Consider the following 22,689-nt stretch of genomic DNA (forward strand, 5'->3'; position numbering starts at 1 on the left):
CCGCCATGAGCAGGACACCGGTACTGGAAATGCGCAATATTGCCAAAGCCTTTGGCAAATTCTATGCGCTCAAGGGTGTGGATCTCACGGTCTGGCCTGGTGAGATCCATGCCTTAATGGGGGAAAACGGCGCGGGGAAAAGCACGCTGATGAAGATCCTCGCTGGGGCCTATACCGCCACCAGCGGTGAGATCCTGATCGACGGCCAACCCTACAGCATCAAAGGCCCGAAGGATGCCCTCTCTGCTGGCATCACCCTGATCTACCAGGAGATGCAGCTCGCCCCGAACCTCACCGTCGCCGAAAACATTTTCCTCGGCAGCGAGCTCTCCAGCGGTGGGCTGGTTAAGCGTAAAGAGATGCTTAGCCAAGCCCAGAGCGTCATTAACCGCCTCGGGGCGCAGTTTAAGGCCAGCGATCTGGTGATGAAGCTGACCATTGCCGAGCAGCAGCAGGTCGAGATCGCCCGGGCGCTGCACCGCAACAGCCGCGTGCTGGTGATGGATGAACCCACCGCCGCCCTCTCCTCCCGGGAAACCCATCGTCTGTTTGAGCTGATCCTGCGCCTGCGCGATGAGGGTATGGCGATTATCTATATCAGCCACCGCATGGCCGAGGTATACGAACTCTCCGACCGCGTCAGCGTCCTGCGTGACGGGCAGTACGTCGGCAGCTTGATGCGCGACAAGCTGAACGCGGCCGAGCTGGTACGCATGATGGTGGGCCGCCCGCTCAGCGACCTGTTTAATAAAGAGCGCGATATTACCCCTGGCGAAACCCGCCTCAACGTGCAGAACCTCACCGACGGCGGCAAAATTCACCCTATCAGCCTGCACGTTCGCGCCGGGGAGATCGTCGGCCTTGCGGGGCTGGTCGGCGCGGGGCGCTCCGAGCTGGCGCAGCTGATTTTTGGCGTGCGCCGCGCCACCGGTGGCGTCATTGAGATTGACGGTGAGCCGGTAGTGATCCACTCCCCGCGTACCGCTATCGATCTAGGCATTGGCTTTCTCACCGAGAACCGTAAAGAGCAGGGGCTGTTTCTTGAACTGGCCGCTGCCGAAAATATCACCATGGCGACGCTGGAGCGCGATGCGAACTACGGCATGCTGGATCGCAAAAAGGCCCAGGCTATCTCCGACGACGCTATTCAACTCTTGCAGATCCGCGTTCCCCACGCGCAGGTTCGGGCGGGGGGACTCTCTGGCGGTAACCAACAGAAGCTGCTGATCTCCCGCTGGGTCGCCATCAATCCGCGCATTCTGATCCTCGACGAGCCAACGCGCGGCGTCGACGTCGGGGCGAAAAGCGAGATCTACCGGATCATGAACCAAATGGCACACAAAGGCGTGGCGATCCTGATGATCTCCAGCGAGCTGCCGGAAGTGGTTGGCATGAGCGACCGCGTCTACGTGATGCATGAAGGCACCCTTGCCGGCGAGCTGCACGGAGAAGACATCACCCAGGAAAATATAATGACGCTGGCAACCGGCGTAGATGAGGCGGTACACCATGGCTAAAAAAGAGACCTTAGCACCTACCCCACAGCAGGTAGCGAAATCCGCGTCGGCAAAGAAAATGCTGATGGGGGATCTGATGCAAACGATCGGGATCCTGCCGATCCTGATCCTGATCGTCGCCGTCTTTGGGTTTATTGCGCCTAATTTCTTTACCGAGAGCAACCTGCTCAATATCACCCGTCAGGCGTCGATTAACATCGTGCTGGCGGCGGGGATGACCTTCATTATCTTAACCGGCGGCATTGACCTGTCGGTGGGCTCGATACTGGGCACCACCGCCGTGGCGGCAATGGTCGTCTCGCTGATCCCAGAGCTGTCGATGCTGTCGATTCCGGCGGCGCTGATGCTCGGCCTGGTGCTGGGGCTGTTTAATGGCGCGCTGGTGGCCTTTGCCGGGCTGCCGCCATTTATTGTCACCCTCGGCACCTATACCGCCCTGCGCGGCGCGGCCTACCTGCTGGCGGACGGCACCACGGTGATCAACTCCAGTATTAGCTTCGAGTGGATTGGTAATAACTACCTTGGCCCGATCCCATGGCTGGTGGTCATCGCCCTGGTGGTGATCGCGATCTGCTGGTTTATCCTGCGCCGCACCACCCTCGGGGTCCACATCTACGCCGTTGGCGGCAACATGCAGGCGGCGCGCCTGACCGGGATCAAGGTGTGGCTGGTGCTGCTCTTCGTCTACGGCATGAGCGGCCTGCTCTCCGGCCTCGGCGGGGTGATGAGCGCCTCGCGCCTCTACAGCGCCAACGGCAACCTTGGCACCGGCTACGAGCTGGACGCTATCGCGGCGGTGATCCTCGGCGGCACCAGCTTTGTCGGCGGCATTGGCACCATCACCGGTACGCTGGTGGGGGCGCTGATTATCGCCACCCTCAACAACGGCATGACGCTGATGGGCGTCTCCTACTTCTGGCAGCTGGTGATCAAAGGAGCGGTGATCATCATTGCGGTGCTAATCGATAAATACCGTACCCGTCACCATCAAAGTGCATAACAACAATACCCTACAGATAAGGAACAAAATATGCGTTTGAAACCCTTAGTTACCGCGCTCTGTGCTGGCGCGCTGCTTGCCGCAACGCCGTTTGCGCAGGCCAAAGATCTGAAGTCCATCGGCGTGACGGTGGGCGATCTGGCGAACCCGTTCTTTGTCCAGATCACCAAGGGCGCAGAGCTGGAGGCGCGCAAGCTGGCCGGGGATAACGTCAAGGTGACTCTCGTCTCCAGCGGCTACGATCTCGGCCAGCAGGTGTCGCAGATCGATAACTTTATTGCTGCGAAGGTCGACATGATCATTCTCAACGCGGCGGACTCTAAAGGCATCGGCCCGGCGGTGAAGCGCGCTAAAGAGGCTGGGATCGTGGTGGTGGCGGTTGACGTGGCGGCTGAGGGCGCTGACGCAACCATCACCTCCGATAACACCCAGGCAGGCGAAATCGCCTGTAAGTACATCACCGATCGCCTGAAAGGCAAAGGTGACGTGGTGATCATCAACGGGCCGCCGGTCTCAGCGGTGCAGAACCGCGTTGAGGGCTGCCAGACCGAGTTCAAACGTCACCCTGGCATCAAGGTGCTCTCCTGGAACCAGAACGCCAAAGGCAGTCGCGAAGGTGGCCTGGAGATCATGACCTCCCTGCTGGCAGCCAATCCGAAGATCGACGGCGTATTCGCCATTAACGATCCTACGGCGATTGGGGCCGATCTTGCTGCGAAGCAGGCCCAGCGGAGCGAGTTCTTTATCGTTGGCGTAGATGGCTCGCCGGACGGGGAAGAGGCGCTGAAGCGTGAGAACTCCCTGTTCGTGGCGACCCCGGCCCAGGACCCGCAGGTAATGGCGGCGAAGGCGGTGGAGATTGGCTATGACATCCTGCAGGGCAAACCCGCGCCGAAAGAGCCGGTGCTGATCCCGGTCACGATGATCGATAAGCAGAGCGTGGCGAACTACAAAGGCTGGACGGTTAAATAACGTAAACGCCGGGTAGCGCTGCGCTTACCCGGCCTATGCCTCTGGAGGCCCGTATATGAAACGCTCCGCGATTAACGAAATCCTTGGCCACACGCGGCAGTTTTTCTCTATGCATGACGTGCACCTGCCAGCGTTTGCCAGCTTCGCCCCGGCCCGCTGGCGGCAGCTGCCTGCCGATGCCTGGCAGGAAGTGTTTGATCTCCGGCTGGGCTGGGACGTGACCGCTTTTGGCGGAGCGAACTTTGCGGCGCAGGGACTGACGCTATTTACCCTGCGCAATGGCTCTCCCGGCGGTACGCCATGGCCCAAAAGCTATGCGGAAAAGATCATGCACGTCCGTGACGGCCAGCTGACCCCCATGCATTTTCACTGGCGCAAGCGCGAAGACATTATTAACCGCGGCGGCGGTAACTTGATTATCGAGCTGTGGAACGCCGGAGCCGACCAGCAGACCGAACAGACCGACGTGACGGTGGCCATCGACGGCTGTTTACAGACGCATACGGCGGGCAGCCAGCTGCGCCTGGCCCCCGGAGAGAGTATCTGCCTGCCGCCGGGGCTGTATCACAGCTTCTGGGGCGAACACGGCTTTGGCGACGTGCTGGTGGGCGAGGTCTCCTCCGTCAATGACGATGACCATGACAACCACTTCCTGCAGCCGCGCGATCGCTACAACAGCATTGAAGAAGATGAGCCCGCCCAGCTGGTGCTCTGTAACGAATATTCCCTATTTCTTTACCCGGTTCCCTAAACAAGGAGGCTGCAATGCCGCTGATCTCTCTCGCCGAAGGTCTGAAACATGCCCGTGTGCATCAGTATGCGCTGGGTGCCTTTAACGTCCTGGATACCCACTTTTTGCGGGCGCTGTTTGCCGCCGCAAAACAGCAGCGCTCGCCGTTTATCATCAACATTGCCGAAGTGCACTTTAAGTACCTGTCGCTGGATACGCTGGTAGAGGCGGTGAAGTATGAGGCTGCCCGGCACGATATTCCGGTGGTGCTTAACCTCGATCACGGCCTGCACTTTGAGGCGGTCGTGCAGGCGCTGCGCCTCGGTTTTACCTCCGTGATGTTTGACGGCTCAACGCTGGACTATGAAGAGAACGTGCGTCAGACGCGGGAGGTGGTGAAGATGTGCCACGCGGTTGGCGTCTCGGTTGAGGGCGAGCTGGGGGCGGTAGGCGGTGACGAAGGCGGAGCGCTGTACGGCCATGCCGACGAGGCGTTCTTTACCGATCCGGAAAAGGCCCGGGACTTTGTCGACCGAACCGGCATCGATGCGCTGGCCGTGGCGATCGGTAACGCCCATGGCAAATACAAAGGTGAGCCGAAGCTCGATTTTACCCGTCTGGAGGCGATTCGCCAGCAGACCGCCCTGCCGCTGGTGCTGCACGGCGGCTCCGGCATTAGCGACGCGGACTTCCGTCGCGCCATCAGCCTGGGCATTCATAAAATCAACTTCTATACCGGTATGTCGCAGGCTGCCCTGGCCGCAGTGGACAAAAGCATGACCGCGCGCGATCAGATCTACGACGAGTTCGCCGAGCTGATGCTCAGCATTGAGCAGGCAATCACCGATATTGTTGCTGAGCAGATGCGCATCTTCGGCAGCGAGGGGAAAATCTGATGGCTCGCAGAGGCATCATCGCGGCGGGCAATATGCTGGTGGATCACGTCCACCAGATCGTGCAGTGGCCGGAGCGCGGCTGGCTGGCAGAAATCGTCCACAGCGAACGCTCCACCGGCGGCGCGCCGCTGAATGTTCTGCTGACGCTGGCGAAGATGCGTACCGGTCTGCCGCTACAGGCGGTGGGGCTGGTGGGTGAAGATAACGACGGCGACTACATTATGGCGATGCTGGAGCAGTACCACGTCAACCGCCAGCATGTGCAGCGCACCACCTTTGCCCCTACCTCCATGTCGCAGGTGATGACCGATCCCAGTGGCCAGCGTACCTTTTTCCACTCTCCCGGTGCCAACCGCCTGCTGGATCTGCCCGCCTTCGATCGCCTTGATAACAGCATGAAAATTTTCCATCTCGGCTACCTGCTGCTGCTGGACAGCCTGGATATGCCGGACGACGAGTTTGGCACCCGCAGCGCCCGGCTGCTGGCCCAGATGCACAGCCTGGGCTTTGAAACCTCGCTGGATCTGGTGTCGCGCAAAGGCGATCCCCGCTACCGTCCACTGGTTAACCCGGCCCTGAAGCATCTGGACTATCTGGTGATCAACGAGCTGGAGGCAGGCGAGTTTAGCGAGCTGGCGATCCGCCACGAAAACGGCGAGCCGCATATCGAGCATATCGCCCAGGCGGCGTCACAGCTGTTAGCCGTAGGCGTGAAGCAGCGGGTGGTGATCCACTGTCCCGAAGGGGCGTGGGGACAAACGCCGCAGACGCCGGGCATCTGGATCCCCTCCTGGCACCTTGCGCAGGAGGAGATCGTCGGTAGCGTGGGTGCGGGAGATGCGTTCTGCGCCGGGTTCCTTTATGGCTGCCATGAAGCGTGGCCGCTACTGGAGAGTATTCAGCTTGCCCACGTCTGCGCCAGGGCCAGCCTGCTGGCCGCCAACGCCATCGACGGCGCAAAATCCCTGGACGAGCATCGGGCGTTTATCCGCGATAATGCTCAGGCCGCGATCTCGTTATGAACCACGTCGGCAGCGAACACGTAGCCCAGGCCACGGATAGTTTTAATCAGCGCAGGCTGATGCGGGTTGAGCTCGATTTTACGCCGTAGCCGCATAATCAGTACGTCAATGGTGCGGTCAAAAACGTCCATGCTTTCGCTATGGGTGAGGGCCAGCAGCTGTTCGCGGTTCAGCACCCGCCGCGCATTCTGCATCAGCGCCAGCAGCAGACCATACTCGCCCTGGGTGAGCGGCGTCAGCTGGCCGTGCGGATCGTGCAGCTCACAGCGGGTCGTATTCAGGCTCCAGCCGTTAAACGCCATATCCGCCCCTTTGACTACCGACACCTCCGCCGCCAGCGCACCGGTGCGCCGCAGCACCGCCTTCAGACGGGCCACCACTACGCGGGGGTTAAAGGGTTTGGCAATATAGTCGTCCGCGCCCATTTCAAGGCCCACCACCACGTCCGACTCGCTGCCCAGCCCGGTGAGCATCACCACCGGCAGCGCTGGCCGCACGCGCTGCAGCTGTTGCAGCACCATCAGCCCATTAGTGTCCGGCAGCACCATATCCAGCAGCACCAGTGCGATTTCGGGTTGCTCTGCGGCAAGCGTCAGCGCCTCCCGGCCGCTATGACAGACGTGCACGGCAAAGACATGCTCGTTAAGCACGTCCTGCAAGAGTTCGCAGACTGCCGCATCATCATCCACTATCAGAATTGCCGGTTTCATCATCTACGCCCGTCAGAGAGACATGCCTAAGTGTTAGCCATTCTGGTGAGGATCGGCAGCAAATCACACCGCGACGTGCTGGATCTTTAACCGCTGTCACACCCCTTCGCTTTTCGACACGTCAAATGTGTCGATGCCCTGTTTTTCGTCAGGGTTTTGCTGCGCACTTGCCCGTCATACCTGCCAATGCCCACAATAACAATATGGCATGCAAGATGCATAGTGGGGCCAGGAGCGCAAAAGCGCGCTGTGTTTAACTGGAGCAGAAGCGATGAAAAAAGTCGTCACGGTTTGCCCGTACTGCGCCTCAGGTTGCAAGATCAACCTCGTGGTGGATAACGGAAAAATCGTTCGCGCGGAGGCGGCGCAGGGGAAAACCAATCAGGGAACCCTGTGCCTGAAAGGCTACTACGGCTGGGATTTTATCAACGATACCCAGATCCTCACCCCGCGTCTGAAAACACCTATGATCCGTCGCCAGCGCGGCGGCAAGCTGGAAGCGGTCTCCTGGGACGAAGCGCTGAACTACGTCGCCGACCGCCTAAGCGCAATCAAAGAGAAATATGGTCCGGACGCGATCCAGACCACCGGCTCGTCGCGCGGCACCGGCAACGAAACCAACTATGTGATGCAGAAATTTGCGCGCGCCGTTATTGGCACCAATAACGTCGACTGCTGCGCACGCGTCTGACACGGCCCCTCGGTTGCAGGTCTGCACCAGTCGGTCGGTAATGGCGCAATGAGTAATGCCATCACGGAAATTGATAACACGGATTTAGTCTTTATCTTTGGCTATAACCCGGCAGATTCCCACCCTATCGTCGCCAATCATGTGATCCGTGCGAAGCGTAACGGGGCGAAAATTATTGTCTGCGATCCGCGCAAAATCGAAACCGCGCGCATTGCCGATATGCACCTTGCGTTGAAGAACGGCTCGAACATCGCGCTGCTCAACGCCCTTGGGCATGTCATTGTTGAAGAGAAGCTCTACGACGCGGCGTTCGTGGCGAACCGCACCCAGGGCTTTGAAGAGTACTGCAAAATTGTTGAAGGCTACACGCCAGAGTCCGTCGAGGATATTACCGGCGTTAGCGCTCAGGCGATCCGCCAGGCCGCGCGGCTCTATGCCGGGGCGAAAACGGCATCAATCCTGTGGGGTATGGGCGTGACCCAGTTCTACCAAGGGGTAGAGTCCGTACGTTCTCTCACCAGCCTGGCGATGCTCACCGGCAACCTGGGCAAGGCGCACGTCGGCGTCAACCCGGTACGCGGGCAGAACAACGTGCAGGGGGCGTGTGATATGGGCGCGCTACCGGACACCTATCCGGGCTACCAGTACATCAGCGATCCGGCAAACCGGGAAAAATTCGCCCGCGCCTGGGGCGTAGAGAGCCTGCCGGCCCATACCGGCTACCGCATCAGCGAGCTGCCGCATCGGGCGGCGCATGGTGAAGTGCGGGCGGCCTATATCATGGGCGAGGACCCGCTGCAGACCGATGCCGAGCTTTCGGCGGTGCGCAAAGGGTTTGAGGACCTTGAGCTGGTCATCGTGCAGGATATCTTTATGACCAAAACCGCGGCGGCGGCGGATGTGATTTTACCGTCAACATCGTGGGGTGAGCATGAGGGCGTCTATACGGCGGCGGATCGCGGCTTCCAGCGCTTCTTCAAGGCGGTGGAACCCCAGTGGGATCTGAAAACCGACTGGCAGATTATCAGCGAGATCGCCACGCGGATGGGCTACCCCATGCACTACAACAATACCCAGGAGATTTGGGACGAGCTGCGCCACCTCTGCCCGGACTTCTACGGTGCCACCTACGAGAAAATGGGCGAGCTGGGCTACATTCAATGGCCATGCCGCGATGAGTCGGACGCTGACCAGGGGACGTCATACCTCTTTAAAGAGAAGTTTGATACCGACACCGGGCTGGCGAAGTTCTTTACCTGCGACTGGGTTGCCCCTATTGATAAGCTCACCGATGACTACCCGATGGTGCTCTCTACGGTGCGTGAGGTGGGCCACTACTCCTGCCGCTCAATGACCGGCAACTGTGCGGCGCTGGCCGCGCTGGCTGATGAGCCGGGCTATGCTCAGATCAATACCGCTGACGCCGCCCGGCTGGGCATCGAAGATGAGGCGCTGGTATGGGTCAACTCGCGCAAGGGAAGAATCATCACCCGGGCGCAGGTCAGCGACCGTCCGAACCAGGGCGCGGTCTACATGACCTACCAGTGGTGGATTGGAGCCTGTAACGAGCTGGTCACGGAGAACCTGAGTCCGATAACCAAAACGCCGGAGTATAAGTACTGCGCCATACGCGTGGAGGCAATTGACGATCAGCAGGCAGCCGAGCGGTACGTCATCGACGAGTATAACAAGCTTAAATCCCGACTGCGGGAGAGTGCATTAGGTTAAAATAGTTGTGCTAATTAATAACGGCCTCGAGTAAGAGGCCGTTATTACAGCCTAATTATATTCATTCAATTAATTATTAATAGCGCAGCGTGAACCACATCGCAGAAGAATGTAATTACCTCAATGGAATTACATTGCTATTTCCCTTTTCTTTTAACCTGAAGGCGATATCATTGCCGGTGGGTGCTTAAGGCTTTCTGTCTTAAGCACGCTCAGTGTTATTCCGAACAACCTTGAGAGTGTGGTGGACAGAGAGTTGAAGGCCCCGAGCAATGTTTCCATTAACTCGGGGGCTACTCTCACACAACCCTAGCAGGTTGAGAGTAGCCTCTTACCCTTTTTTTTGCAAGGAGTAAAAGGCATGACGCCATTGAAATAGTTGTTAGCCATTCTGTTAGTGGTTTGTCTAACAATTCTGACTTTTTCCTTAATTAACCGCGGAAGGCTTTGCGAGTTTAATATAAAAAACGATCGTCAGGAGGTGGCGGCTAAATTAGCCTGTACAGCAGGCTAACTCAACGGGCGGGGTAACCCGACCATATTGTTAGCGTTGTGTCCTTAATGCACCCTTTTATAATTCTTATAAATACATTCACGCCATGTGAATAATAAAAAACCCGCCTCGGCGGGTTTTTTATTACTGATAAACTATTACTGATTGGCAGTCTTTTTAAACTTGCCTAAGGTCTCACGCTCGTAGGCCAGCGCTTTTTGGCTGTCGAACTTGCGTTCCCACTTGGCAATCACCAGCACCGCCAGCGCGTTACCCACCACGTTCAGCGCGGTACGGGCCATATCGAGGATACGGTCAACGCCTGCGATAAACGCCAGCCCTTCCAGCGGGATCCCCACGCTGCCCAGGGTCGCCAGCAGCACCACAAACGACACGCCCGGTACGCCAGCGATGCCTTTCGAGGTCACCATCAGCGTTAGCACCAGGATGATCTCCTGGCCGAGAGAGAGGTCAATGCCGTAAAGCTGGGCGATAAAGATAGCGGCGATACTCTGATAGAGCGTGGAGCCATCGAGGTTAAAGGAGTAGCCGGTCGGCACCACGAAGCTGGTGATGGACGCTGGCGCACCGTAGGCCTCCATCTTCTCAATAATACGCGGCAGAACGCTCTCGGAGCTGGCAGTTGAGTAGGCCAGGATCAGCTCGTCCTTCAGGATGCGGATCAGCGTCCAGATGCTCAGCTTGCACATCCGCGCCACCGCGCCCAGCACCACCAGCGCAAAGAACAGGATCGCCACGTAGACAAGGATCACCAGCTTGGCGAGCGGCCACAGCGAGGCAAAGCCGAAGTTGGCTACCGTCACCGAGATGAGAGCGAACACACCAATCGGCGCATAGCGCATCACCATATGGGTGACTTTAAACATGGTCTCTGAAATAGAGCGGAACACGGTCACCAGCGGATCGCGGTGTGCGGCAGGCAGAGACGACAATCCGAGGCCAAACAGCACCGAGAAGAAGATGATCGGCAGCATGTCGCCCTTCGCCATAGAGGCGACGATATTCGTCGGAACCAGCGAGAGGATGGTGCCCATCAGCCCGTGGGCATGGCTCTGCACTTCCGCCGTGGTGCTCTGATATTTTGAAATATCCACCGTTGCCAGCTGCGTCATATCAATGCCCGCCCCCGGCTGGAACACGTTAGCCAGCGTGATACCCAGCACGATGGCAACGGTAGTGATGATTTCAAAATAGAGAATCGTTTTGACACCGATACGGCCAAGCTGCTTCGCGTCGCCCACGCCTGCAATGCCCACAACCAGCGTGGAGATCACAATCGGAACCACAATCATCTTGATCAGGTGGATAAAGATATCGCCCGCCGGTGAGAGCAGGTTTGCAATCAGCCACTCGCGGCTATCGCTTTGGTAATGCAGGAAACTACCCAGAAGAATACCCAGCACAAGGGCCAGCAAAATCTGCCAGGCCAGGCTGACTTTCACATTTTTCATAACTACAGACGTCCTCAATGAAGCACCATTCCGTGTACCGGAGCGATACATACTGAAAGGGGTGTGATTAGCGTTGCTTAGTAAAGCGGGGTTTTTTAACGCGCATTATCAGTACCATTTGCATGGTATCAAGTGCAACCCTTTAAGATGAGGGTCTTTCACTGCGAAAGTGCATAAGAAGCGACTTTTATCCCACACTTAATGCATAACTATATGTTATGGATAAGCTTTTCATTACGCTGCCTGCAAACATCAACAGTAGTGATTATTTCCCTTCAAAGATTCATTTGCTGAATTTTCAACCATTCAAACAATGCGTGATCTTCCGCCCAAAAAGTAAACAAAGCCGTGCTTCACTCTTCCCTTAACGTTTCCGTGACATATCCTTAACATCTTACAAGGAGAACAAAAGCCATGAGCCAAATACATAAACACTCTGTTCCCGCCAATATCGCGGAAAATTGCCTGATTAACCCGGAGCAGTATGAGGCGAAATATCAGCAGTCCGTCAGCGATCCTGACACCTTCTGGGGTGAAGAGGGCAAAATTCTTGACTGGATCCGGCCTTATCAGAAGGTAAAAAATACCTCCTTCGCGCCGGGCAACGTCTCTATTAAATGGTATGAGGATGGCACGCTCAACCTGGCCGCCAACTGCCTCGACAGGCACCTGGCCGAGCGCGGTGACCAGACGGCCATTATCTGGGAGGGCGATGACGCCCAGCAGAGCAAACATATCTCCTGGCGCGAACTGCACGCCGACGTCTGCCGCTTCGCCAACGTCCTGCTGGCGCAGGGCATCAAAAAAGGCGACGTGGTAGCGATCTATATGCCGATGGTGCCGGAAGCGGCGGTGGCGATGCTCGCCTGCGCACGCATCGGTGCTATTCACTCCGTAATCTTTGGCGGCTTCTCACCGGAAGCGGTAGCCGGACGTATTATCGACTCCAGCTCGCGGCTGGTGATCACCGCCGACGAGGGCGTACGTGCCGGGCGCAGCATCCCGCTGAAAAAGAACGTCGACGATGCGCTGAAAAACCCCAACGTAACCACTATTGAACACGTGGTGGTATTCAAGCGTACCGGGGGCAATATTGAGTGGCAGGAGGGGCGCGATCTCTGGTGGAGCGACGTGATGGCGCAGGCCAGCAGCGAGCACCAGCCGGTAGAGATGAATGCGGAGGATCCGCTCTTTATCCTCTATACCTCCGGCTCCACCGGTAAGCCAAAAGGGGTGCTGCACACCACCGGCGGCTATCTGGTCTACGCGGCCACCACCTTTAAGTATGTCTTTGATTATCATCCGGGCGACATCTACTGGTGCACCGCCGACGTTGGCTGGGTCACTGGTCATAGCTATCTGCTCTACGGCCCGCTGGCCTGCGGAGCAACGACCCTGATGTTTGAGGGCGTACCAAACTGGCCTACTCCGGCGCGCATGGCGCAGGTGGTCGATAAGCACCAGGTTAATATTCTTTATACCGCGCCGACGGCGATCCGCGCTCTGATGGCGGAAGGCGACAAGGCAATTGACGGTACCGACCGCTCGTCGCTGCGCATCCTCGGCTCGGTGGGTGAACCGATCAACCCCGAAGCCTGGGAGTGGTACTGGAAGAAGATCGGTAATGAGAAGTGCCCGGTCATCGACACCTGGTGGCAAACCGAAACCGGAGGCTTCATGATCGCCCCGCTACCGGGCGCAACCGAGCTGAAAGCGGGCTCTGCGACCCGCCCCTTCTTTGGGGTTCAGCCTGCGCTGGTGGATAACGAAGGTACGCCACTGGAAGGTGCCACCGAAGGCAACCTGGCGATACTCGACTCGTGGCCAGGACAGGCGCGTACGCTGTTTGGCGATCATGAGCGCTTCGAGCAGACCTACTTCTCGACCTTTAAAAATATGTACTTCAGCGGCGACGGTGCGCGACGCGACGAGGACGGCTACTACTGGATCACTGGCCGGGTGGACGACGTGCTCAACGTCTCCGGCCATCGCCTCGGCACGGCGGAGATTGAATCCGCCCTGGTCTCGCATCCGAAAATCGCGGAAGCGGCGGTAGTGGGCATCCCCCACAACATTAAAGGCCAGGCGATCTATGCCTACGTCACGCTGAACCACGGCGAAGAGCCGTCCCCGGCGCTCTACACCGAAGTGCGCAACTGGGTACGCAAAGAGATCGGCCCGCTGGCTACGCCGGACGTGCTGCACTGGACCGACTCACTGCCGAAAACGCGATCCGGCAAAATCATGCGTCGTATTCTGCGCAAGATTGCCGCAGGGGACACCAGCAACCTCGGGGATACCTCAACGCTGGCCGATCCGGGCGTGGTAGAAAAACTGCTCGAAGAGAAGCAGGGTATCACCATGCCGTCGTAACGATTCCATCCTCACCCTCTCCCGCATGGGAGAGGGAATAATAAAAACCCTCCCCTACAAAATACGTCTGGAGACTCTGTGATGAATAACGATATTTGTCAGCAGATAGAGAATAGTGCGCACTACAGGGAGCTCGTCGAGAAACGGCAACGGTTTGCCTTTATCCTTTCCATCATCATGCTGATTATCTATGTCGGCTTTATTCTACTGATCGCCTTTGCGCCGCAGTGGCTCGGTACCCCACTCCACGCGGGAACCAGCGTGACGCGCGGTATTCCCATCGGCATCGGTGTCATTGTCATTTCGTTCCTGCTGACCGGCGTCTATGTATGGCGCGCTAACGGGGAGTTCGACCGACTCAACAAGGCCGTTCTGCGCGAGGTAAAAGCATCATGAAACGTCTTCTGACGGCGCTTGCCGCCACGCTTCCTTTTGCTGCGAATGCAGCCGATGCTATCTCCGGTGCGGTACAACGCCAGCCAACCAACTGGCAGGCGATCATCATGTTCTTGATCTTCGTATTATTGACGCTCTACATCACCTACTGGGCCTCAAAACGCGTACGCTCGCGTAATGATTACTACACCGCAGGTGGCAATATTACTGGCTTCCAGAACGGGCTGGCGATCGCGGGTGACTTCATGTCCGCCGCCTCGTTCCTCGGCATTTCGGCGCTGGTCTATACCTCTGGCTACGACGGACTCATCTACTCGCTTGGCTTCCTCGTTGGCTGGCCGATCATTCTGTTTTTGATTGCCGAACGTCTGCGTAACCTTGGACGCTTTACCTTTGCCGACGTCGCCTCCTACCGCCTGAAGCAGGGGCCGATCCGCATTCTCTCCGCCTGCGGCTCGCTGGTGGTGGTCGCGCTCTATCTGATTGCCCAGATGGTCGGCGCAGGCAAGCTGATCCAGCTGCTGTTCGGCCTCAACTATCACATTGCGGTGGTGCTGGTGGGCGTGCTGATGGTGATGTACGTGCTGTTCGGCGGCATGCTGGCCACCACTTGGGTACAGATCATCAAGGCAGTGCTGTTGCTGTTCGGGGCCAGCTTTATGGCCTTTATGGTGATGAAGCACGTCGGCTTCAGTTTCAATAACCTGTTCAGCGAGGCGATGGCGGTGCATCCAAAAGGGGCAGCCATCATGAGTCCTGGCGGGCTAGTGAAGGATCCGATCTCGGCCCTCTCCCTCGGCTTAGGTTTGATGTTCGGTACTGCCGGGCTGCCGCATATCCTGATGCGCTTCTTTACCGTTAGCGACGCCCGCGAAGCACGAAAGAGCGTCTTCTACGCCACCGGATTTATGGGCTACTTCTACATCCTGACCTTTATTATCGGCTTTGGCGCGATCATGCTGGTCGGGGCTAACCCGGCGTTTAAAGATGCGGCGGGCGCGCTGATCGGCGGCAACAACATGGCGGCGGTGCATCTGGCCAACGCGGTAGGCGGGAATCTCTTCCTGGGCTTCATCTCTGCCGTGGCCTTTGCCACCATTCTGGCCGTGGTAGCCGGGCTGACGCTGGCCGGGGCATCGGCGGTCTCGCACGATCTCTATGCTAACGTCTTCCGCAAAGGTGCCTCCGAGCGCGACGAGTTGAGAGTATCGAAAATCACCGTGCTGGTGCTGGGCGTCGTCGCTATCCTGCTCGGCATTCTGTTTGAGAACCAGAACATCGCCTTTATGGTGGGACTGGCCTTCTCTATTGCCGCCAGCTGCAACTTCCCTATCATTCTGCTCTCTATGTACTGGTCGAAGCTCACCACCCGTGGCGCTATGATCGGCGGCTGGCTGGGTCTGTTGACAGCGATAGTGCTGATGGTGCTTGGCCCGACTATCTGGGTACAGATCCTTGGCCATGAGAAGGCGATCTTCCCGTACGAGTACCCGGCGCTCTTCTCTATCGCCGTGGCGTTTATCGGTATCTGGGTCTTCTCCGCCACCGATAACTCACCGGAGGGTAACCTGGAGCGTGAGAAATTCCGTGCCCAGTTTATCCGCTCGCAAACCGGGCTGGGTATCGATCAGGGCCGCGCACATTAACCCCCCTCTCCCCGGCCATTCTGGCCGGGGATCACAGTTCTCTTCTTACAGTCGCGATACAGTATACCAATCTATTTGAAACGTTGTTTTAATACGAGAGGATACGATGAAGCGATATGCCCTTGTCGGAACCGGTGGTCGGGCCGGACTGTACATCTCCGCGATTGGCGGTCAGTGGCACGAAACGGCGCAGCTGGTGGCTTTCTGCGATACCAACCAGACGCGGATGGACTATGCCAATCAGCTGTTACAAAGCAGCGATAGCGAGCCGGTATCCACCTGGAAAGCAGAGCAGTTTGCAGAGATGATCCGCGAAACGCGTCCGGATACAATTATTGTCACTACCATGGATCGCACCCACGATGACTATATCGTGCGGGCGCTGCGGGCCGGGTGCGACGTCATCACCGAAAAGCCGATGACCATTGATGAGCAACGCGCCCTGCGTATCCTCAATGCTATCGAAGAGACGGGCCGCAGCGTACGCGTGGCCTTTAACTATCGTTACGCTCCGCACCACAGCAAGGTACGCGAACTGCTGATGAACGGTACGATTGGCGAGGTCTACTCCGTCCATTTTGAGTGGCTGCTCAATACCGAACACGGCGCGGACTACTTCCGCCGCTGGCACCGGGAGAAGCGCAACAGCGGCGGCCTGCTGGTGCATAAATCGACTCACCACTTTGACCTGATGAACTTCTGGCTGGGGAGCTATCCCGAGCGCGTCTACGCCGAGGGCGGGCTGCGCTTCTACGGGAAAGAGAATGCCGAGCGGCGCGGCGTCACGCAGTTCTATCCTCGCGCTCACGGCTATGAGCAGGCAAAAGCGGATCCCTTTGCATTACAGATGGCCGACAACGCCCAGCTGAAAGCGCTCTACCTCGATGCCGAACATGAGGATAACTACTTCCGCGACCAGAGCGTGTTTAGCGACGGGATTACGATTGAAGACACCATGTCGGTGCTGGTGAAGTACCAGAACCAGGTGCAGCTCACCTACTCCCTAAATGCCTACCTGCCCTGGGAGGGGCTGAACGTAGTGTTTAACGGCAGCGCGGGACGGCTGGAGATGAAGCTGGTGGAGAAGTCCTACGTTAACGCTGGCGGCGCACGCGAGAATGAGGGTAGCCTGGAAGGGTGCGACATCACGGTTTTCCCGATGTTTGCCGCGCCGTGGAAGGCGGAGTTCACCGTTGGCGAAGGCGGCCACGGCGGCGGAGATAACGCTATGCTGGCGGATCTGTTCGGCGAACCGGGGGACGATCCGCTCAAGCGCGCCGCCGATCACCGGGCGGGCGCGATGTCGATCCTCACCGGCATTGCCGGGAATATCTCCATGCAGCAGCAGCGCCCGGTTAACTTCCGCGAATTTGAGCTGGTCGCCCGATTGAAGTAGAGCCCACGCCGCTGGTCAGAACATGATCCGTGCGACCAGCGGCGCAATAAGCACCATCACCACGCCGGAGAGCATCATTACCAGGCTGGCAACAACGCCCTCCTGCTGGCCCAGCTCGTAGGATCGCGCCGTCCCCGCCCCGTGCGAGGCCGCGCCAAAGCCAGCCCCTTTCGCCATGCCTTCCCGAATGGCGAGTCGCAGAAACAGCATATCCCCCACCGCCATCCCGAAGACACCCGTGACCACCACAAACAGCGCCACCAGATCCGGCTGGCCTCCCAGCGGTCCGGCGGCGGCCAGCGCAAAGGGTGTAGTAACCGAACGCACCGCCAGGCTGCGCTGGATCTCATCCGGTAGAGTGAACAGACGCGCCAGCCATACCGAGCTGGTCACCGCCACCACCGTCGCGGTGATTGTTCCGGCGGTGAGCGACATCCAGTGACGCTTGATCATCGGCAGGTTGTCATAGACCGGCACCGCAAAGGCGATGGTTGCCGGACCGAGCAGCCACAGCAGCCAGTGCGCCTCGCCCATGTAGTTCTGATAGGAGATATGACCGAACACCAGCATCAGCACCAGCACAATCGGCGTGCAGACCAGCGGCATCAGCGGCAGCGTGCGAAAGCGGCGATAGAGCCTTTTATTGGCAAAGTAGATGAGTAGCGTGACGGCCAGACAGAGCAGACCCATTTGAAAATCACTCATGGCCGCTGCCTGCGAAGTTCATAGCGGTAGACTTTATCCACCACCCAGGCCGTTGCCCCGAGAACCATCAGCGTGCTGAGGGCGATGACGGCGAAAATACGCCAGCCGTCGATCAGCAGCAGCTGGGCGTAATTCACTACCGCCACCACCGCAGGTACAAAAAAGAGCAGCATCTCTGCCAGCAGCCAGCTTGCTCCGGCCCGCACCCATTTGAGGGGAACAATGCGGCACGTCACCAGCGCGAGCAGAATAATCATGCCCACCAGGTTAGCGGGCAGCGGTAGGCTGAGCCATTGCACAAGGTGCTGGGCCATGACAAAGAGTCCGGCATAGAGCAGCACCTGCAGCGGGATTTGTAATCGGCGCAGGAGAGCAGGCGTAACACGGCTTAACGCCACGTCCATTAGGGTGTATCCATGAAATGTGATCGGAGACACAGTATAGAGAGCCACTACAGCGGGTTGAAATGAATTAAACTCATCGCATGCATAGTTGAAAGGAATAGTCATGGACATCAGAACGCTGCGCTATTTTGTGGAGGTCGTGCGCCAGCAGAGTTTCACCCGCGCAGCGGAGCGGCTGTTCGTCACCCAGCCCACGATCAGCAAGATGCTAAAAAACCTGGAGGATGAGCTGAACACGACCCTGCTGATCCGCGACGGACGCAGGCTGCTGCTCACCGATACCGGTCGGGTGGTGTTTGAACGTGGCCAGGCTATCCTTGGCGAATTTCGCCAGCTGGAGGCCGAGCTGGACGATATTCAGCATCTCAACAAAGGGGTGCTGCGGCTGGGCATACCGCCCATGGTGGGGATGCTGATGGCTGGCCCCATCAGCCTGTTTCGCCAGCGCCATCCCGGCGTGGAGCTGAAAATCGCCGAGTTTGGCGGCTTAACGGTCCAGCAGGCGGTAATGAACGGCGAGCTGGATCTGGCGATGACGGCGCTGCCGGTAGAGGAGGAGAGCGCCCTGACCACCCTCCCCTTATTTAGTCATCCGCTGTGCGTGCTGGTTCCCCGATCCGGCGACTGGCTGAAGTGCGAGGCGGTCTCCCCTGAGATGCTGGCCGACCATCCGCTGCTGATCTACAACGAGGATTTTGCCCTCAGCCAGCAGCTGATGCAGCTCTTCAACCGGCATGATGTGAAGCCGCGCATTGCCGTGCGCAGCGGCCAGTGGGATTTTCTGGCGGCGATGGTGCAGGCGGGGGTGGGGATTGCGATTTTGCCGGAGCCTATCTGTCAGCGGCTGGACAAGCAGACGCTGCGTTGGATCCCTTTGCAGAGCGATTTGCAGTGGCAGCTGGGAATGATCTGGCGGGAAGGGGTCTATCTGTCGCACAGTGCCCAGGCATGGCTGGCGTGCTGCGAGGGGTTCTGGTTACCGCCGAACCTGGAAACGCCGGGTGGCGGCCTCGCCTGACCCGGCCTACGAATTACGAACCTGTAGGCCCGGTCAGCACAGCGCCACCGGGCGATCCAATCACTTATTTTCTATCAGCAGCGCTTCCAGCAGGTCGAGATCGTGCAGCAGCTTCTGCATCGTCTCGTTGCTGATCTGCCGCGTTGCCCGCAGGTGATACAGCTCGGCGCGCTCGGAGCGCAGCGCGGCCAGACGGAAACGACGCTCAAGGTTCTCTTCCTGCATCGATCCCTCGGCGTTATTACGCCCATCGGCCCGGCGGCGCAGGTTACCGATCACTCGTGAACTTACCTCGGTCAACAGCTGGTCATCGATATTCTCTTCGCTGCTGGCCGCCAGACGCTCCTGCATCTTCTGGATCGCCACAATCGCGACATCGGCAGTGACCGAACGCGCTAAACGTTCCTCTTTGGCCTGCTGGGCATGATCGCCCACTTCCATATGCTGGAGCAGCATCGGCAGCATCACCACGCCAACAAACAGCGAGAAGAGGATCACACCGGCAGCGAGGAACACCAGCTCGTAGCGGGCTGGGAAGACGTTACCGTCCGGCAGAAGCAGCGGGATAGAGAGCACGCCCGCGAGGGTAATGGCCCCGCGCACCCCGGCGAAAGAGGCGATCAGCAGCTCGCGGGTGGTCCACGAGCCGAACTCCATCGGCTTCTTGGTTAAGAAGCGCTGACTGAATTTTTTCATGGTCCACAGCCAGCCGAAACGCACCAGCATCAGCGCAGCATAGATCAGCACGATGTCGGTAAACAGCATCCAGGTTTCGACGTTGGGGTCGGCCTCGGCGGCTACCAGAGAGGACTCGAGGATCCCCGGCAGTTGCAGACCCAGCAGCAGGAACACCATGCCGTTAAACACAAACTCCAGCATCGCCCAGGTGCTGTTGGCCCGCAGGCGCATCGCCAGCGGCGCACGGCGCATCACCCCGGAGCGGGTGATGGTCATCCCTGCAGCCACGGCGGCCAGAATACCCGAGAAGCCAATGTGTTCTGCAATCAGGTAGGAGGCAAACGGCAGCAGGAACAGCAGCACGATCTGCGTTGCTGGCTCATCGCCGCCCCAGCGGCTGAGGAAGCGCAGCGAGCGACCGTACAGCCAGCTCACGATGAAGCCTGCCAGGATACCGCCTACCGCCACCTTAAGGAACTCTACCGAGGCCCCGCCGACGGTAAACACCATCGTGCCCATCGCCACCGCGACGGCAAACTTCAGCGAAACCAGGCCGGAGGCGTCGTTCATTAACGCTTCACCCTGCAGAATGCCCATGATTTTTTTCGGGATGCGTCCTTCTCCAACGATGCCGGAGAGCGCCACGGCGTCGGTCGGGGAGAGCACGGCCGCCAGCGCTAAGGCCGGCACCAGCGGAATACCCGGTACGATCCAGTAGATAAGAAAGCCGATGCCTACGACGGTGACCAGCACCAGCGCCAGCGCCAGACCGAGGATCTCCCGCCCGTGTTCGAGGAACTCCCGCGTCGGCGTTTTCCAACCGTCGGCGAACAGCAGTGGTGGAATGAACAGCACCAGAAAGAGTTCGGGATCGAACTCAACGTGCAGGCCAAACGTCGGCAGCGCCAGCATTGCGCCGATGGCAATCTGCATCAGCGGCAGCGGGATCTGGAACGGTAAAACGCGCGTGATGACGCCGGAGAGAGAGACCACAAGGGTCATGATGAGAATGGTAAAGAAGATTTCCATGCGTTCCCTGTTTGCGATGTTTTTTATATCGAGAGGTGACGAACGATGACGAGGCATCATGCCTCTCATAATAGAACATGCAGGCTAACGCAAAGGAAACAAGATGTGCCTTAAAAAATAAAAATGGGCGGCCTAAGCCACCCATTTATAGGCGCAGAGAGGCTTAAATTGCCCAGCCGCCCGCGTAGAAGGCCACCAGCGCAATGGCGATCACCACCGTGCCGATATTCAGACGACGCCATTCGCCAGAGACGATGCGGCCAATCACCAGTGAGGCGAAGCCGATCATGATGCCGGTAACAATGTTACAGGTCAGCACGATAAAGACGGCGGTGATCAGACCAGCCATCGCATCAACAAAATCGGCAAAGTCGATTTTAGCCACGTTGCTGAGCATCAGCAGGCCAACGTACATCAGTGCCGGGGCCGTGGCGTAGGCCGGGACCAGGTAGGAGAGTGGGGAAAGGAACAGGATCAACAGGAACAGCACGCCAACGGTAATCGCCGTCAGGCCAGTTTTACCGCCCGCCGCCGTACCGGCCGCCGATTCGATATAAACCGCTGCCGGGGCTGCGCCCACCAGACCGGAGAAGACGCTGCTCAAGGAGTCGGTGGTCAGCGCTTTGCCGCCGTCGATAATCTGGCCGTCTTTATCCAGCAGGTTTGCCTGACCGGCTACCGCGCGGATAGTCCCGGTGGCATCAAACACCGCTGTCATCACCAGCGCCAGCACGCTTGGCAGCACCAGCGGATTCAGCGCGCCAACGATGTCCAGGCTACCGATCAGCGAGTTGCCTTGATCGTCGCTCAGCGACGGCATGGCGAAAATGCCGGAGAAGTGTACGGTCGGATCGAAAATCAGGCCCACAATCGACACGCCAATGATGGTCAGCAGAATGCCGCCCGGCACCTTCAGCTTCTCCAGGCCAATAATCACTGCCAGGCCAATCAGAGACATGATCACCGGGAAGCTGTCGAAGTTGCCCAGTGCCACCGGCAGCCCTTCAATTGGGTTTTTCACTACCAGGCCAACGCCGTTGGCGGCAATCAGCAGCAGGAACAGGCCGATACCGATCCCGGTACCGTGCGCCACGCCCTGCGGCAGGTTGCGCAGGATCCAGCTACGAATGCCGGTAGCGGAGATCACGGTAAACAGGACGCCCATCAGGAACACTGCGCCAAGAGCGACCGGAACGCTGATCTGCTGGCCCAGCACCAGGCTGAAGGCGGTAAAGGCGGTCAGTGAGATGGCACAGCCAATCGCCAGCGGCAGGTTTGCCCACAGTCCCATGACGATAGAGCCTACCCCGGCCACCAGACAGGTAGCAACGAACACCGCTGCAGGTGGGAAACCCGCTTTTCCTAACATGCCAGGAACGACGATCACGGAGTAGACCATCGCAAGGAAGGTGGTTAACCCGGCGACCATTTCCTGACGGACGGTGCTGCCACGAGCAGAAATTTTAAACCAGGCGTCAAGCGAACCGCCGGTACGCGCTGAAGGCGTAGACATAGAAAACATCCCCTGAAGAGTTTTATTTTTCGTTGTTTAGCGTGGTGGACAATCCACTGCCCGTTAAACGTCATCTTTCCGAAACAGGTTGTGGCTAAGCAGAGCCACAAAAAGCAAACGTTTAACTCCGCGCAAACAAAACGGCTGTAAAAAAAGGCAAACGATTATCTAGCCTTCACAGGGGGTATTTCAACTTAACTTTACCGGTTTTTACTAAATTTCCCTTATGACGGCGAAAAACCAAACAGAGGATGCGCAAACGTTATCGTCTATGCGCAACCCGGCAACATTTTTGACCAG

General features: G+C 58.3%; 19 protein-coding genes. 13 read left to right on the forward strand and 6 right to left on the reverse strand.

What is annotated here, in order from left to right; translation table 11 throughout:
- The first annotated feature begins 5 nt into the window (after window positions 1–5).
- Genes FN633_RS15570 through FN633_RS15595 form a run of 6 tightly spaced genes read left to right on the forward strand, consistent with a single transcriptional unit; the run spans window position 6 to window position 6,137 of the window.
- Window positions 6–1,517 (forward strand): sugar ABC transporter ATP-binding protein, encoded by a 1,512-nt coding sequence (locus FN633_RS15570; protein WP_154058333.1) that lies wholly within the window; start codon window positions 6–8, stop codon window positions 1,515–1,517.
- Window positions 1,510–2,517 carry an ABC transporter permease subunit gene (locus FN633_RS15575; RefSeq protein ID WP_154058334.1) on the forward strand — a complete coding sequence of 336 codons (1,008 nt, stop codon included), beginning with the start codon at window positions 1,510–1,512 and terminating at the stop codon, window positions 2,515–2,517. Before FN633_RS15570 ends, FN633_RS15575 begins: the two co-directional genes overlap by 8 nt.
- A gap of 30 nt (window positions 2,518–2,547) precedes the next feature.
- A complete protein-coding gene (locus FN633_RS15580) occupies window positions 2,548–3,489 on the forward strand; it encodes an ABC transporter substrate-binding protein (RefSeq protein ID WP_154058335.1) in 942 nt (313 codons plus the stop codon).
- 55 nt (window positions 3,490–3,544) lie between these two features.
- Window positions 3,545–4,240, forward strand: coding sequence for a D-lyxose/D-mannose isomerase (locus FN633_RS15585; RefSeq protein WP_154058336.1), 696 nt, complete (start codon window positions 3,545–3,547; stop codon window positions 4,238–4,240).
- 14 nt (window positions 4,241–4,254) lie between these two features.
- On the forward strand, window positions 4,255–5,115 hold the full coding sequence (locus tag FN633_RS15590) for a ketose 1,6-bisphosphate aldolase (RefSeq protein ID WP_154058337.1): 861 nt from the start codon (window positions 4,255–4,257) through the stop codon (window positions 5,113–5,115).
- Entirely contained in the window at window positions 5,112–6,137 is a 1,026-nt protein-coding gene (locus FN633_RS15595) for a carbohydrate kinase family protein (RefSeq protein ID WP_154058338.1), read from the forward strand. Before FN633_RS15590 ends, FN633_RS15595 begins: the two co-directional genes overlap by 4 nt.
- Here the strand turns inward: FN633_RS15595 and FN633_RS15600 are convergent.
- Window positions 6,116–6,847: a response regulator gene (locus tag FN633_RS15600; protein WP_154058970.1), complete on the reverse strand. Its 732-nt coding sequence runs from the start codon at window positions 6,845–6,847 to the stop codon at window positions 6,116–6,118. The genes FN633_RS15595 and FN633_RS15600 overlap by 22 nt on opposite strands.
- 271 nt (window positions 6,848–7,118) lie before the next feature.
- Between FN633_RS15600 and fdhF the strand changes: the two genes are divergently transcribed.
- Together fdhF and FN633_RS15610 are read left to right on the forward strand one after the other, a co-directional pair.
- The gene (gene fdhF / locus FN633_RS15605) at window positions 7,119–9,266 is read left to right on the forward strand and encodes a formate dehydrogenase subunit alpha (RefSeq protein ID WP_154058339.1); all 2,148 of its coding nucleotides are present in this window, start codon (window positions 7,119–7,121) and stop codon (window positions 9,264–9,266) included.
- A 379-nt stretch (window positions 9,267–9,645) separates the two neighbouring features.
- Window positions 9,646–9,780 carry a Hok/Gef family protein gene (locus FN633_RS15610; RefSeq protein WP_208674135.1) on the forward strand — a complete coding sequence of 45 codons (135 nt, stop codon included), beginning with the start codon at window positions 9,646–9,648 and terminating at the stop codon, window positions 9,778–9,780.
- Between the two features lie 137 nt (window positions 9,781–9,917).
- Here FN633_RS15610 and gltP read toward each other — a convergent pair whose 3' ends face one another.
- Complete coding sequence (gltP, locus tag FN633_RS15615; protein WP_042388792.1) at window positions 9,918–11,231, reverse strand: glutamate/aspartate:proton symporter GltP; 1,314 nt, start codon at window positions 11,229–11,231, stop codon at window positions 9,918–9,920.
- A gap of 414 nt (window positions 11,232–11,645) precedes the next feature.
- Between gltP and acs the strand changes: the two genes are divergently transcribed.
- From acs to FN633_RS15635, 4 genes are all read left to right on the forward strand, one after another.
- Window positions 11,646–13,604 carry an acetate--CoA ligase gene (gene acs / locus FN633_RS15620; protein ID WP_154058340.1) on the forward strand — a complete coding sequence of 653 codons (1,959 nt, stop codon included), beginning with the start codon at window positions 11,646–11,648 and terminating at the stop codon, window positions 13,602–13,604.
- An 81-nt stretch (window positions 13,605–13,685) separates the two neighbouring features.
- The gene (locus tag FN633_RS15625) at window positions 13,686–14,000 is read left to right on the forward strand and encodes a DUF485 domain-containing protein (protein WP_154058341.1); all 315 of its coding nucleotides are present in this window, start codon (window positions 13,686–13,688) and stop codon (window positions 13,998–14,000) included.
- A complete protein-coding gene (gene actP, locus FN633_RS15630) occupies window positions 13,997–15,646 on the forward strand; it encodes a cation/acetate symporter ActP (RefSeq protein WP_154058342.1) in 1,650 nt (549 codons plus the stop codon). The genes FN633_RS15625 and actP overlap by 4 nt, the downstream gene beginning before the upstream one ends.
- 106 nt (window positions 15,647–15,752) lie before the next feature.
- A complete protein-coding gene (locus FN633_RS15635) occupies window positions 15,753–17,042 on the forward strand; it encodes a Gfo/Idh/MocA family protein (RefSeq protein WP_154058343.1) in 1,290 nt (429 codons plus the stop codon).
- Between the two features lie 15 nt (window positions 17,043–17,057).
- Here FN633_RS15635 and FN633_RS15640 read toward each other — a convergent pair whose 3' ends face one another.
- Complete coding sequence (locus FN633_RS15640; protein ID WP_154058344.1) at window positions 17,058–17,747, reverse strand: LrgB family protein; 690 nt, start codon at window positions 17,745–17,747, stop codon at window positions 17,058–17,060.
- Window positions 17,744–18,151, reverse strand: a complete 408-nt coding sequence (locus FN633_RS15645) for a CidA/LrgA family protein (RefSeq protein WP_042388807.1) — start codon at window positions 18,149–18,151, stop codon at window positions 17,744–17,746. Before FN633_RS15645 ends, FN633_RS15640 begins: the two co-directional genes overlap by 4 nt.
- A 103-nt stretch (window positions 18,152–18,254) precedes the next feature.
- Here FN633_RS15645 and FN633_RS15650 point away from each other — a divergent pair, with 103 nt between their 5' ends.
- On the forward strand, window positions 18,255–19,169 hold the full coding sequence (locus tag FN633_RS15650) for a LysR family transcriptional regulator (RefSeq protein ID WP_154058345.1): 915 nt from the start codon (window positions 18,255–18,257) through the stop codon (window positions 19,167–19,169).
- 60 nt (window positions 19,170–19,229) lie between these two features.
- Here the strand turns inward: FN633_RS15650 and FN633_RS15655 are convergent, their stop codons facing one another.
- Complete coding sequence (locus FN633_RS15655; protein ID WP_154058346.1) at window positions 19,230–20,876, reverse strand: Na+/H+ antiporter; 1,647 nt, start codon at window positions 20,874–20,876, stop codon at window positions 19,230–19,232.
- Window positions 20,877–21,039: 163 nt separating this feature from the next.
- Window positions 21,040–22,389 carry an NCS2 family permease gene (locus tag FN633_RS15660; protein ID WP_154058347.1) on the reverse strand — a complete coding sequence of 450 codons (1,350 nt, stop codon included), beginning with the start codon at window positions 22,387–22,389 and terminating at the stop codon, window positions 21,040–21,042.
- Between the last annotated feature and the right edge of the window lie 300 nt (window positions 22,390–22,689).

The organism is Pseudescherichia vulneris, assembly GCF_902164725.1.
Taxonomy (GTDB): domain Bacteria; phylum Pseudomonadota; class Gammaproteobacteria; order Enterobacterales; family Enterobacteriaceae; genus Pseudescherichia; species Pseudescherichia vulneris.